The organism is Micromonospora aridisoli, from assembly GCF_056150025.1.
The window spans coordinates 37,915-50,663 of sequence record NZ_JAXCFK010000003.1 but is presented as its reverse complement, the minus strand read 5'-3'; the positions used below and the strand labels follow the sequence as shown (position 1 = coordinate 50,663).

Annotated in this window: 13 protein-coding genes; all 13 read left to right on the top strand. The window is 72.4% G+C overall.

The features are described 5' to 3' along the window. Nucleotides 1-58 precede the first annotated feature (58 nt). The 13 genes from SM447_RS07175 to SM447_RS07115 all read left to right on the top strand — a co-directional run bounded on the left by SM447_RS07175 (nt 59) and on the right by SM447_RS07115 (nt 12,650). Nucleotides 59-322: a phosphoribosyl-ATP diphosphatase gene (locus SM447_RS07175; RefSeq protein WP_088947482.1), complete on the top strand. Its 264-nt coding sequence runs from the start codon at nt 59-61 to the stop codon at nt 320-322. 44 nt (nt 323-366) lie between these two features. Beyond that, nucleotides 367-1,212 carry an ATP phosphoribosyltransferase gene (hisG, locus tag SM447_RS07170; protein WP_474571951.1) on the top strand — a complete coding sequence of 282 codons (846 nt, stop codon included), beginning with the start codon at nt 367-369 and terminating at the stop codon, nt 1,210-1,212. Further along, nucleotides 1,209-2,330, top strand: coding sequence for a DMT family transporter (locus tag SM447_RS07165; protein WP_474571950.1), 1,122 nt, complete (start codon nt 1,209-1,211; stop codon nt 2,328-2,330). The genes hisG and SM447_RS07165 overlap by 4 nt, the downstream gene beginning before the upstream one ends. Continuing rightward, a complete protein-coding gene (locus tag SM447_RS07160) occupies nt 2,327-2,839 on the top strand; it encodes a PH domain-containing protein (protein WP_474571949.1) in 513 nt (170 codons plus the stop codon). Before SM447_RS07165 ends, SM447_RS07160 begins: the two co-directional genes overlap by 4 nt. 510 nt (nt 2,840-3,349) lie before the next feature. Then, complete coding sequence (gene infC / locus SM447_RS07155; protein ID WP_474571948.1) at nt 3,350-4,000, top strand: translation initiation factor IF-3; 651 nt, start codon at nt 3,350-3,352, stop codon at nt 3,998-4,000. A 20-nt stretch (nt 4,001-4,020) separates the two neighbouring features. After that, nucleotides 4,021-4,215, top strand: a complete 195-nt coding sequence (gene rpmI, locus SM447_RS07150) for a 50S ribosomal protein L35 (RefSeq protein ID WP_474571947.1) — start codon at nt 4,021-4,023, stop codon at nt 4,213-4,215. Between the two features lie 32 nt (nt 4,216-4,247). Continuing rightward, nucleotides 4,248-4,640, top strand: coding sequence for a 50S ribosomal protein L20 (rplT, locus tag SM447_RS07145; RefSeq protein WP_093404272.1), 393 nt, complete (start codon nt 4,248-4,250; stop codon nt 4,638-4,640). 67 nt (nt 4,641-4,707) lie between these two features. After that, entirely contained in the window at nt 4,708-5,505 is a 798-nt protein-coding gene (locus SM447_RS07140) for a TrmH family RNA methyltransferase (protein WP_474571946.1), read from the top strand. Between the two features lie 213 nt (nt 5,506-5,718). Next, nucleotides 5,719-6,786, top strand: a complete 1,068-nt coding sequence (gene pheS, locus SM447_RS07135; RefSeq protein WP_474571945.1) for a phenylalanine--tRNA ligase subunit alpha — start codon at nt 5,719-5,721, stop codon at nt 6,784-6,786. A gap of 36 nt (nt 6,787-6,822) precedes the next feature. Next, nucleotides 6,823-9,402 carry a phenylalanine--tRNA ligase subunit beta gene (pheT, locus tag SM447_RS07130; RefSeq protein ID WP_474571944.1) on the top strand — a complete coding sequence of 860 codons (2,580 nt, stop codon included), beginning with the start codon at nt 6,823-6,825 and terminating at the stop codon, nt 9,400-9,402. Between the two features lie 235 nt (nt 9,403-9,637). Further along, complete coding sequence (locus tag SM447_RS07125; RefSeq protein ID WP_474571943.1) at nt 9,638-10,840, top strand: nucleotide sugar dehydrogenase; 1,203 nt, start codon at nt 9,638-9,640, stop codon at nt 10,838-10,840. Further along, nucleotides 10,837-11,616 (top strand): glycosyltransferase family 2 protein, encoded by a 780-nt coding sequence (locus SM447_RS07120; RefSeq protein ID WP_474571942.1) that lies wholly within the window; start codon nt 10,837-10,839, stop codon nt 11,614-11,616. The genes SM447_RS07125 and SM447_RS07120 overlap by 4 nt, the downstream gene beginning before the upstream one ends. An 8-nt stretch (nt 11,617-11,624) precedes the next feature. Next, nucleotides 11,625-12,650: an NAD-dependent epimerase/dehydratase family protein gene (locus tag SM447_RS07115; protein WP_474571941.1), complete on the top strand. Its 1,026-nt coding sequence runs from the start codon at nt 11,625-11,627 to the stop codon at nt 12,648-12,650. Nucleotides 12,651-12,749: the final 99 nt, after the last annotated feature.

Sequence of the window (12,749 nt, the reverse complement as noted above, 5' to 3'; positions counted from 1 at the left end):
CGGTCACCGCCGACCCGGTGCTCGCGACGACCGAGGGCGACTGCGAGAATCCGTCTCCGTGAAGACGTTCGAGGAGTTGTTCGCGGAGCTGCAGGCCAAGGCCGCGGCCGGCACCCCCGGCTCGGGCACGGTCGCCGCACTGGAGAAGGGCGTGCACTTCATCGGCAAGAAGGTCGTCGAGGAGGCGGCCGAGTCGTGGATGGCCGCCGAGCACGAGGGGCCCGAGCGCACGGCCGAGGAGATCTCCCAGCTGCTCTACCAGGTCCAGGTGCTGATGCTCGCCAGCGGTCTCGACCTCAAGGACGTCTACCGACATCTGTGAGTGCCCCCACCGTCGACCCGAACCGATCGAAGGAGCACTCCGTCATGCTGCGTGTCGCCGTACCCAACAAGGGCGCCCTGGCCGAGTCGGCCGCCCAGATGCTGCGTGAGGCGGGCTACCGCCAGCGCACCGACAGCAAGGACCTGGTCTGCCGGGACCAGGGCAACGACATCGAATTCTTCTACCTGCGACCGAAGGACATCGCCACCTATGTCGGCTCCGGTGACCTGGACGTCGGCATCACCGGCCGCGACCTGCTGATCGACTCCGGTGCGCCGGCCGAGGAGGTGGTCGACCTGAACTTCGGCCGGGCCACCTTCCGGTTCGCCGCCCGGCCGGACGACGTCGACGACGTACGGGAGCTGGGCGGGCACCGGATCGCCACCGCGTACCCGGGACTGGTCGAGCGGCACCTCGCCGAGCTGGGCGTCAAGGCCGACGTGATCCGCCTCGACGGGGCGGTGGAGAACGCCATCCGGCTGGGTGTCGCCGACGTGGTCGCCGACGTGGTCGAGACCGGCGCCACCCTGCGCCAGGCCGGGCTGGTGGTCTTCGGTGAGCCGCTGCTGCTCTCCTCGGCGGTGCTGGTGCGCCGGGCCGGCGCGGCCGCCCACCCGCAGGCCGAGCAGCTGCTGCGCCGCCTGCACGGGGTGCTGGTGGCCCGCCGCTACGTGATGCTCGCCTACGACGTGCCGGCCGGACTGCTGGACCGGGCCAGCTCGCTCACCCCGGGCATCGAGTCGCCGACGGTCTCCCCGCTGCACCGCGAGGGCTGGGTGGCGGTGCAGGCGATGGTGCTCCGCGACGACGTGCACCGGATCATGGACGAACTCTACGAACTCGGCGCCCGGGCGATCCTGGTCACCAACATCCACGCCTGCCGGCTGTGAGACGGCCGCCGGCCGCGGTCGCACTCACGCTGGTCGCCCTCGGCGGGGTCGCCTCCGCGGCCCAGGGTGCGGTCAACGCCGAACTGGGGCAGCGGGTCGGCAACGCCACCCTCGGCGCGGTCGTCAACAACCTCGGCGGCACCCTGCTGGTCCTGGTCGGGCTCCTGGTGCTGCCGTCGATGCGGACCGGGCTGGCGGCGCTGCGGCGGTCCCGCCTGCCGTGGTGGTCGTACCTGGGCGGGCTCGGTGGGGCGGCCATCGTCGTGCTCGCCGCGTACGCGGTTCCGGTGCTCGGGGTGGCGGTCTTCACCATCGCCCAGGTCGCCGGGGGCAGCCTGGGCGGCCTGGCGACGGACCGGGCCGGACTCGCCGCGGTGGGCCGGCTGCCGCTCACCGTGCCCCGGGTCGCCGGTGCCCTGCTCGGGGTGGCCGCGGTGGCGCTCGCCCAGGCCGGGCGGCCGGTTGGTGACCTCGCCGTCGGCGTGCTCCTGCTCTCGGTGGCCGGCGGGGTGGCGGTCGCGTTGCAGGCTGCGCTCAACGGCCGGATCTCCGCCGCCAGCTCGGCCGCCGCCGGGGTCGCGGTGAACTTCCTGGTGGGTACGCCGGTGGTGCTGCTCGTCGCGGCGCTGGCCGGCGCGTTCACCGGGCCGCCGGTCGTCTGGCCGGCGGGCTGGCACCTCTATCTCGGCGGCCTGCTCGGCGTCGGCATCGTGGCCAGCCTGGTCGTGGGGGTGCGTGCGGCAGGGGTGTTGCGTACCGGGCTGGCCCTGGTCGGCGGGCAGCTGGGAGGTGCCCTGCTGCTGGACGTGCTGATGCCGGACGGGCCCGGTGCCCGGCTGCCGGTGCTGGCCGGCGCGCTGCTCACCCTGCTCGCTGTGCTGGTGGCCGGCTACGGCCGCCGCGCGACCCCGGCCGCCGGGTCCGCTCCGGTCGCCGGACCGGCTCCGGCCGTCGGGGCTGCTGCGGCTGGCGGGTCCGCTCCGGCCGGGAGCGCTACCTCCCCGGTCATCGGCACCTCGACGGCCGGGGGCGCGCGGGAACCGGAGACCCGTGTGGCATCGCAGACCCGTGTGGCACCGGAGCGGCCACCGGACGTGGATGGCAGACTGGTGCGATGAGCGAGCGGCGGGACGAGGCGCAGCGCAGTGCCGGCCCAACGGAGGGCACCGACGTGGTCCGGGTGCGGCCCCGGCGGATCCGGCTGGTCTGCTGGGGCTCGGCGGTCGTGCTGGTGGTGCTGTTCACGGCGATCGCGACCACGCTGAGCGGTCCGACCGGCAACGGCTACGGCACCTTCCAGCGCGGTGACCAGTTCGCCATGATCGGGCTCGGGGTCCTGTTCGCCCTCGGCACCCTGCTGTTCACCCGACCTCGGGTCGAGGCGGACGCGCGGGGCGTGCGGGTCCGCAACATCATCGGCTCGTACGAGCTGCCCTGGGAGGTCGTCCGGGGAGTCCGGTTCGACCGGGGCGCCCCGTGGGCGGCCCTGGAGCTGTACGACGACGACCTGCTGCCGGTGGTCGCCCTCCAGGCCGCCGACAAGCAGCTCGCCGTCGACGGCGTCCGGGCACTGCGCCGCCTGCACCAGGCGCACCTGACCGCCGTCACCGAGCGCGCCGCTCGCTGATCCGTCCCCGGCGGCGGCCCGCCGGCCCGTCGAGCAGGTGGCAGATCGTCGTCGTGGCGGTCGCTTCCCTGTTGCCGGTCCTGTCGAGCTGAGGGCGTCGACGGATCGCCAGGTCGGTGTCCCGGGTGACGGCGTCGACGACTCAGCTCGACAGCGCGCGAACCTGGGCAACCGCCCGACGTGCGGCGGCGGGCAGGGTAGGTCGGTTTGGGGTGCCAGTTACCGAGGGTGTACTGTTGTCAAGTCGACCAGGCTGCCCGTTCAGCGGGCTGCCATGAAAGCGGAGCGCCTGCTCCCACCCGAGTCGCCGCCTGTGGCGTCCGGGTCCGGTCACCGGTTCCGGGCCGTCCCGGTCCCGGATGCGCGATCCTGTGATCGTGCCGACCGGTCGAGCGGGCCCTGGCATACGCCGGGGCCTTCTACTTTCCGGGCCGGTTCCCACCGGGAGCCGCGGGGTCGGCCACGTATGAAGATCCGACTCGAGGAGGCCCCATCAGCGTCGAACCACGCGTGAACGAGCAGATCCGGGCACGTGAGGTCCGACTGGTCGGCCCCGAGGGTGAGCAGGTGGGCATCGTCCCGCTGGAGCGCGCCCTTCAGCTGGCCGCGGACGTCGATCTGGACCTGGTCGAGGTTGCGCCGATGGCGCGCCCGCCGGTGTGCAAGCTCATGGACTTCGGCAAGTTCAAGTACGAGAGCGCACTGAAGGCGCGCGAAGCGCGGCGTAACCAGCAGCAGACCGTCATCAAGGAGATGAAGCTCCGGCCGAAGATCGATCCGCACGACTACGAGACCAAGAAGGGTCACGTGGTGCGGTTCCTCAAGGCGGGCGACAAGGTCAAGGTGACGATCATGTTCCGCGGTCGCGAGCAGAGCCGCCCGGAGCTGGGCTACCGGCTCCTGCGCCGGCTCGAGTCCGAGATCACGGAACTGGGATACGTCGAGTCCGCTCCGAAACAGGACGGCCGAAACATGATCATGGTTCTCGCTCCGCACCGGGCCGTGAAGGCCTCCGCGGTCGCCGCCACGGCGTCCCGCGGCGGTGGCCCCCGGGAGCGGACCGCGGAGGAGCCCGCCCCGGCGGCCGCCGAATCCACGGGGACCAGTGAGAGCGCAGCAGCCGGCGAGACCGGCACGACCGCCGACACCAGCGGTCAGTAACAGGGGAGAAGACGTTCCACATGCCGAAGATGAAGAGCCACACGGGGACGGGCAAGCGGGTCCGCGTGACCGGTAAGGGCAAGATCATGAAGCAGCAGGCCGGTCTGCGCCACAACCTGGAGAAGAAGCCCTCCACCCGCACCCGCCGACTGACGGGCGTGGTCGAGGTGGCCAAGGCTGACGTCAAGCGCATCAAGAAGCTGCTCGGCCGCTGACGCGCGCCACCTGAGTTCAAGAAGGAGTTGAGATGGCACGCGTCAAGCGGGCTGTGAACGCCCAGAAGAAGCGCCGTACCCTGCTGGAGACCGCGAGCGGATACCGCGGTCAGCGCTCCCGGCTGTACCGCAAGGCCAAGGAGCAGGTGCTGCACTCGATGCAGTACGCCTACCGGGACCGTCGCGACCGCAAGGGCGACTTCCGGCAGCTCTGGATCCAGCGGATCAACGCTGGTGCCCGCGCCAACGGGATGACCTACAACCGGCTGATCCAGGGCCTGCGCCTGGCCGGCATCGAGGTCGACCGCAAGATCCTCGCCGACCTGGCCGTCAACGACGCCGCCGCGTTCGCGGCGATCGTCGAACTGGCCCGGGCAGCGGTGCAGGCCGAGGGCACCGGCGGCGCGCCGGCCCAGGCCGCCTGAGTCCCACACAGCGCAGCGAGGCGTCCCTCGGCGACGGGGGGCGCCTCGCGCGTGTGGTGAGACCATCATGCTCTTCACACCGCGTACGCCTCGGGTGGTGGCCGCGCGCCGACTTCAGCGCCGCCGCGAACGCGACGCCACCGGACGGTTCCTGGCCGAAGGGCCGCAGGCGGTCCGGGAGGCCCTGGGCCGCCCCCGCACCGTGCTGGAGCTGTTCGGCACCCCCACCGCCCTCGACCGGTACGCCGACCTCGCGGCGGCCGCCGCCAGCGACGACGTACCCGTCTCCGAGGTGACCGACGACGCCCTCGCGGCCCTCGCCGAGACCGTGGCCCCGCAGGGGCTGGTCGCCGTGTGCCGGCACCTCGACGTGCCGCTGGAGACGGCGCTGGCCGGTCGCCCGAGGCTGGTCGCGGTGCTCGCCGGGATCCGCGACCCGGGCAACGCCGGCACGGTGCTGCGTACTGCCGACGCGGCCGGCGCCACCACGGTGATCTTCGCCGGTGACGCCGTCGACCCGTACAACGGCAAGTGCGTGCGCTCCTCGGCGGGCAGCCTGTTCCACGTCGACGTGGTCCGCGAACGCGACCCGGCCGCCACGCTCACCGCGACGCGGGAAGCCGGGCTGACCGTCCTCGCGGCCACCGGCCACGGCGAGCAGGACCTGGACGCGCTGGCCGACGCCGGCCGGCTGGCCGCACCCACCGCCTGGCTCTTCGGCTCCGAGGCGCACGGCCTGCCGGCCGACCTGGCCGAGGCCGCCGACGCCCGGGTCCGGGTGCCGCTGCACGGGCGGGCCGAGAGCCTCAACCTGGCGGCGGCGGCGGCCGTCTGCCTGTACGCTTCAGCGAGAGCACAGCGCTGACCCCGGGTCACGCGCGCACGACGAAGGAGATGCGGCCCCGATGGTGAACGCACCACGGCGTTCGTTTAGCCAGCCCGCCGGTGTCGGCGGGCGGCGGGCCTGACCTGCTCTCCACACGACTCCCACCGGCGGGCTGCGGCACAGCCGCGCGTCCGTAGACTCGCCTAGCCGCCCGTGAGGGCCGGCGCCGTCGTGAGGGAGTGCCCGTACGCCATGACTTACCGCAACGATCCGTACGACCCGAAGCAGGTCGCCCTGCTCGACCCGGCCGCCCTGGCCGAGGCCGTGACCGAGGCCGAGAAGGCGTTCGTCACCGCCGGTGACCCCGACGCGCTGGCCGCGCTGCGCCCGGCGCACCTCGGTGACCGGGCCCCGGTCTCGCTGGCCCGCCGCGAGATCGGCGCGCTGCCGCCGGCCGCCAAGGCCGACGCCGGCAAGCGGGTCAACGAGGCCCGCCGCAGCATCGAGCAGGCGTACGCCGCCCGAGCCGAGGTGCTGGAACGGGAACAGGCCGAGCGGGTCCTGGTCGCCGAGCGGGTCGACGTGACGTTGCCGTACGACCGGCACCCGCGCGGCTCCCGGCACCCGATCACGGTCCTGATGGAGCAGATCAGCGACCTCTTCATCGGCATGGGCTACGAGGTGGCCGAGGGGCCCGAGGTCGAGTTGGAGTGGACCAACTTCGACGCGCTGAACATCCCCGCCGACCACCCGGCCCGCGGGCTGATGGACACCTTCCACATCGCACCGGAGGGCTCCGGTCTGGTGCTGCGTACCCACACCTCGCCGGTGCAGGCGCGCACCATGCTGACCCGTACCCCGCCGATCTACGTGGTCGTTCCCGGCCGGGTCTACCGCACCGACGAGTTGGACGCCACCCACTCCCCGGTCTTCTACCAGGTGGAGGGTCTGGTGGTGGACAAGGGCATCACCATGGCCCACCTGCGCGGCACCCTCGACCACTTCGCCCGGGCGATGTTCGGCGAGGGCGCGAAGACCCGGTTCCGGCCGCACTACTTCCCGTTCACCGAGCCGTCGGCCGAGTTCGACGTGTGGTTCCCGGAGCACCGCAAGGGCCCACAGTGGGTCGAGTGGGGCGGCTGCGGCATGGTCAACCCGCGGGTGCTGCGGGCCTGCGGCATCGACCCGGAGGTCTACTCCGGGTTCGCCTTCGGCATGGGCATCGACCGCACCGTGATGTTCCGGCACGGGGTGGGGGACATGCGGGACCTGGTCGAGGGCGACGTCCGGTTCACCCGGGCGTTCGGGCACGGGGCTTAGTGCGGGCGCGAGTTACGGAGACGGTGGTTACAAGTCATGCGAGTTTCTCTCAGTTGGCTGCGGGAGTACGTCGATCTCCCGGCCGACCTGCCCGCCGGTGACCTGGAGCGGGCCCTGGTCGACCTCGGTGTCGAGGTCGAGTCCATCGTGGACCTGTCCGGCACGGTCACCGGGCAGCTGGTGGTCGGCGAGGTACTGGAGATCGAGGAGCTGACCGGCTTCAAGAAGCCGATCCGGTTCTGCCGGGTGGACGTCGGTGCCGCCAACGGCACCGGCGAGCCGCAGGAGATCGTCTGCGGTGCCCGCAACTTCGCCCCGGGTGACCGGGTGGTGGTGATCCTGCCCGGCGGGGTGCTGCCCGGTGGCTTCGCCATCGGTGCGCGCAAGACGTACGGGCGAAACTCCAACGGCATGATCTGCTCGGCCCAGGAGCTGGGCCTCGGCGACGACCATTCCGGGATCGTGGTGCTGCCGGCGGACACCCCGGCCAAGCCCGGCGACGACGCCCGGCCCGTCGTCGGTCTCGACGACATCGTGGTCGAGGTGGAGGTCACCCCGGACCGGGGTTACCAGATGTCGGTGCGCGGACTGGCCCGCGAGCTGGCGTACGCCCTCGGGGTCGGCTTCGCCGACCCGGGCCTGGTACCCGCCCCGGCCGGCACGGCCGAGCCGGCGTACCCGGTGCAGGTGCGCGACACGGTCGGCTGTGACCGGTTCGCGGCCCGGATGGTGCGCGGCGTCGACCCGGCGGCACCGACGCCGGGGTGGATGCGGCAGCGGCTGACCGTCGCCGGCATCCGGAGCATCTCGCTGCCCGTCGACATCACCAACTACGTGATGCTCGAACTCGGCCAGCCGATGCACGCCTTCGACGCCGACCGGATCGCCGGGCCGCTGGTGGTCCGGCGCGCCGAGCCGGGGGAGAAGCTGACCACGCTCGACGGGGTGACCCGGGCGCTCGCGCCGGAGGACATGGTCATCTGCGACGCCGGGCTGCCCAACCCGCTCGCCGGCGACGGTGCCGGCGTCCCGATCTCGCTCGCCGCCGTGATGGGCGGCGAGACCAGCGAGGTCGTGCCGGGCACCGTCAACGTGCTCTTCGAGGCCGCGCACTGGGACCCGGTGATGGTCGGGCGCACCGCCCGCCGGCACAAGCTGTTCAGCGAGGCCGCGAAGCGCTGGGAGCGGGGGGTGGACCCGGCGCTGCCGCTGGTCGCTTTGGAGCGGGCGGTGCGGCTGCTGACCGAGCACGGCGGCGGCACCGTCGGCGCCGAGGTGCTGGACATCGACCACGTCCGGCCGCGCACTCCGGTCACGCTGCCGGTCGACCTGCCGAGCCGGCGCGTCGGCGTGGCGTACCCACCGGCTCGGGTGGTCGCCCTGCTGGAGCAGGTCGGCTGCACCGTAGCCCAGGGCGCTGACCGGCTGGCCGAGGAACCGGGTTCGGTGGGAGTCGCCGCCGGGGGCGTCGAGGCGCTCAGCGTGACCCCGCCGACCTGGCGGCCCGACCTGACCGATCCGGCGGACCTGGTCGAGGAGGTGGTCCGTCTCGACGGGTACGAGAAGGTGCCGTCGGTGTTGCCGACCGCGCCGCCCGGCCGGGGCCTGACCTGGCAGCAGCGGCGCAACCGCGCCGTGTCCCGGTCGCTGGCCGAGCGCGGCCACGTCGAGGTGCTGGCCCACCCGTTCGTCTCCGCCGGCCTGGCCGACCAGCTCGGCCTGCCCGCCGACGACCCGCGCCGCCGGGCGGTGCGGGTGGCCAACCCGCTGTCGGAGGAGGAGCCGCTGCTGCGCACCACGCTGCTCGGGCCGCTGCTCGGCATCGTTCGGCGCAACCTCGGCCGTGGCCTGCGGGACCTGTCCCTCTACGAGATCGGCACGGTCTTCCACCCACGGCCGGGAGCGGGCAGCCCGCCGGCGATGGGCGTGGACCGACGTCCCACCGACGCGGAATTCGCTGCCGCCGACGCGGTGGTCCCGCACCAGCCCCGGCACGTCGCCGTCGTGTTGACCGGCGACATCGAGCCGGCCGGCTGGTGGGGCGGCGGACGGCCGGCGGGCTGGGCCGACGCCGTCGAGGCGGGCCGCGCGGTGCTCGCCGCCGCCGGGGTTCCGCAGCAGCGGATCGAGGTACGCGCCACCGAGTACGCCCCCTGGCATCCGGGCCGCTGCGCGGAGCTGCTGGTCGACGGGGCGGTCGTCGGGCACGCCGGTGAGCTGCACCCGGCGGTCGTGGCGACGCTGGAGCTGCCCCGGCGTACCTGCGCCATGGAGCTGGACCTGGACGCCCTGCCGGCCCCGCCGGTCGCGCCCGCGCCCGCCGTCTCCGGCTACCCACCGGCGCTGATCGACGTGGCGCTGGTGGTCGACGGTCAGGTGCCCGCCGAGGCGGTCCGGCAGGCCCTCGCCGAGGGCGCCGGTGAGCTGCTGGAGTCGGTCCGTCTCTTCGACGTGTACGCCTCGGAGCAGCTCGGCGCCGGACGCAAGTCGCTGGCCTACAAGCTCACCTTCCGCGCGCCGGACCGGACGCTGACGGTCGAGGAGGCGGTGGCCGCCCGCGACGCCGCGGTGGCCCGGGTCGCCGAACGTTTCGGCGCCACCCTGCGCGGCGCCTGACGGTAAGGAAGGGCCCCTTCTTAACGCCTCGCGTAGAGAAGGGGCCCCTTCTTAACGTCGTGGCGGAGTAGAGCGGCTGATTGCCATCGGTGATGGTGATGATGCGCTTGGTGACGGGTTGGCCGAAAGGTCAACACCGATGGCTGTTTGGTTACCCGCGAGTCATCTCCGAGCGGTTAGCCTGCTTGGATTCCGAGTGCCGTCACACCCCGCCACCCCCACGGGAGTCCCCCTCATGTCCGATGATCCACCCGCCTCGGTCGACGTCTGCGTAGTCGGTGGTTGCGGCCGGGTGGGCCTGCCACTGGGCATCGCCTTCGCCGCCCGCGGGCTCTCCGTCGTGCTGTACGACATCAACGCCGACGCCGTCGCCACCGTCAACGCCGCCGAGCTGCCGTTCGCCGAGCCCGGTGCCGCCGAGCCCCTGGCGGAGGCGGTCAGCTCGGGTCGGCTGCGCGCCACCACCGACGCCGCCGCGGTCGGGACCTCGGAGCATCTGGTCGTCGTGGTGGGCACGCCGGTCGACGAGCACCTCAACCCGGACCTCGGTGCCGTGCCCCGCGCGCTGGAGCGCTGCGCCGAGCACCTGCGCGACGGGCAGTTGATCGTGCTGCGCAGCACCGTCTACCCCGGCGTGACCGCGTTGACCGAGAAGCTGCTGGTCGGCAAGGGGGTGCACGCGGACGTCGCCTTCTGCCCGGAGCGCATCGCCGAGGGGCACGCGATGACGGAGCTGTTCACGCTGCCGCAGATCGTCGCCGCGCGCACGCCGGAGGCGCTGCTGCGGGCCGAGAAGCTGTTCCGGCACCTGACCGACCGGATCGTTCCGCTGGCGCCGGAGGAGGCGGAGCTGGCCAAGCTGTTCACCAACACCTGGCGGTACATCAAGTTCGCCACGGCCAACCAGTTCTGGATGATGGCCAACGACTTCGGGCTGGATTTCGCCCGGATCCGGCACGCGGTGGCCTACGACTACCCACGCGCGGCGGATCTGCCGATGCCCGGGTTCGCGGCCGGACCGTGCCTGTTCAAGGACACTATGCAACTGGCCGCGTTCAACCGGAACAACTTCGTCCTCGGCCACTCCGCGATGCTGATCAACGAAGGGCTGCCGCTGTACCTGGTGTCGCGGCTGGAGGATCGGTTCGATCTGGCCGCCTCGACGGTGGGCATCCTCGGCATGGCCTTCAAGGGCGGCAGCGACGATCCCCGGGAGAGCCTGGCGTACAAGCTACGCAAGATCCTGGCGTTGAAGACGCGGGAGACGCTGTGCACCGACCCGTACGTGGCCGACGAGCGCTTCGTCGACCTGGACGAGGTGCTTCGCCGGTCCGACCTGCTGGTCATCGCCGCGCCGCACGAACAGTACGCGCGCCTCGACACCGACAAGCCGGTGATCGACATGTGGGGCCTGACCGGGCAGGGGGTGCGGGTGTGAACCCCCGGGTCTCGGTGATCGTGCCGGTCTACAACGAGGGCGAGGCGATCGTCCGCTGCCTGGAGCGGATGCTGCGGGAGATGCTGCTCCCCGCCGAGGTGCTCGTCGTGCACGACATCCCGGAGGACACCACGGTCCCGTACGTGGAGCGGATCGCGCGTACCGACCCGCGGGTGCGGGCGGTGCTCAACACCTACGGCCGGGGTCCGGCCAACGCGATCCGGTTCGGCATCGACGCGGCGCGGGCGCCGGTCGCCGTGGTGACGATGGCCGACGGGTGCGACGATCCCCGGCAGATCGACGAGCTGGCCCGGTTGGTGGACCGGGGGGTGGTGGTCGCCGCGGCCTCCCGGTACATGCCGGGCGGTCAGCAGGTCGGCGGGCCGAGGCTGAAGCGGATGTTGTCCCGCTGGGCGGGACGCAGCCTCTACACCCTCGCGCGGGCGGGCACCCGGGACGCCACGAACAGCTTCAAGGCGTACGACACGGCGTTCGTCCGCGAGGTCGGTATCGAGTCGCGGACCGGTTTCGAGATCGGGCTGGAACTGACCGCGAAGGCGACCCGGCTGCGCCTGCCGGTGGCCGAGATCCCGACCATCTGGTTGGACCGGCCGCTCGGTGAGTCCCACTTCGACCTGGGTCGCTTCCTCCCCGGCTACCTCCGGTGGTACCTGTTCGCCTACGGTCGACGGTTGAGCCGGGAGAAACTGACCGCCCGGGTCCGGACGGTGGCGGCGCCGAGGCCGCGCGGCACCGAGTACGAGAAGACGGCATAGGAGCGTACGTGGCGAAGGTCCTGGTAACTGGTTCGGCCGGTTTCATCGGCGGCTACCTGGTCGCGGAGCTGCTCGACCGTGGCCATGAGGTGGTCGGCGTCGACAACTTCTCGAAGTACGGCCGGGTCAACCAGAGCCACGAGGGGAACCCCCGGTTCCGGTTCGTCGAGGGCGACGCCCGCGACACCGATCTGCTGACCGAGCTGCTCGACGGCTGCGACCACCTGGTCGCCGGGGCCGCGATGATCGGCGGGATCTCCTACTTCCACGCGTACGCCTACGACCTGCTCGCCACCAACGAGCGGATCATGGCGGCGACCTGCGACGCGGCGATCCGGGCGCACCGCGACGGTCGCCTGACCAAGGTCACCTACCTCTCCTCCTCGATGGTGTTCGAGTCCACCGAGCACTGGCCCAGCCGGGAGGGCGACGAGCGGCGCATCCCGCCGCCGCTGTCCTCGTACGGCTTCCAGAAGCTGGCCGTCGAGTACTACGCCCGGGCGGCCTGGGACCAGTACGGACTGCCCTACACGATCGTGCGGCCGTTCAACTGCGTCGGCGTGGGGGAGGGGCGCGCGCTGGGCCAGGCCGAGGTGCTCTCCGGCAACGTCAAGCTGGCCATGTCGCACGTGGTGCCGGACCTGGTGCAGAAGATCGTCAAGGGGCAGGATCCGCTGCACATCCTCGGCGAGGGTGACCAGGTGCGGCACTACACCTACGGCGGGGACCTGGCCCGGGGCATCGCGCTCGCCATCGAGCACCCGGCGGCACGGAACGAGGACTTCAACCTCTCCACCGCCGAGTCGACCACCGTGCTGGAACTGGCCGAGCTGATCTGGCGCAAGATCAAGGGCCCGGACGTGCCGTTCCGGCACGTCAGCGACGAACCCTTCCAGTACGACGTGCGCAAACGCGTGCCGGACACCACCAAGGCCCGCGAGGTGCTCGGCTTCACCGCCACCACGTCGCTGGACGAGATGCTCGACGAGGTCATCCCCTGGGTGACCCGGGCGGTCGCCGAGGGCCGTCTCTGACGCCCCACGTCCATTCATCCGGCCCGCGCCGCCCGCCGCGACGCGGGCCGGTGCCGTGGTCGACCGATCGCGCCGCCGCCTGTTATCGCCATGCAATCG

Coding starts and splice junctions, on each gene's coding strand:
- rpmI (WP_474571947.1), top strand. CDS start 4,021: ATGCCGAAGATGAAGAGCCACACGGGGACGGGCAAGCGGGTCCGCGTG.
- pheS (WP_474571945.1), top strand. CDS start 5,719: ATGACTTACCGCAACGATCCGTACGACCCGAAGCAGGTCGCCCTGCTC.
- pheT (WP_474571944.1), top strand. CDS start 6,823: ATGCGAGTTTCTCTCAGTTGGCTGCGGGAGTACGTCGATCTCCCGGCC.
- rplT (WP_093404272.1), top strand. CDS start 4,248: ATGGCACGCGTCAAGCGGGCTGTGAACGCCCAGAAGAAGCGCCGTACC.
- SM447_RS07160 (WP_474571949.1), top strand. CDS start 2,327: ATGAGCGAGCGGCGGGACGAGGCGCAGCGCAGTGCCGGCCCAACGGAG.
- hisG (WP_474571951.1), top strand. CDS start 367: ATGCTGCGTGTCGCCGTACCCAACAAGGGCGCCCTGGCCGAGTCGGCC.
- SM447_RS07125 (WP_474571943.1), top strand. CDS start 9,638: ATGTCCGATGATCCACCCGCCTCGGTCGACGTCTGCGTAGTCGGTGGT.
- SM447_RS07140 (WP_474571946.1), top strand. CDS start 4,708: ATGCTCTTCACACCGCGTACGCCTCGGGTGGTGGCCGCGCGCCGACTT.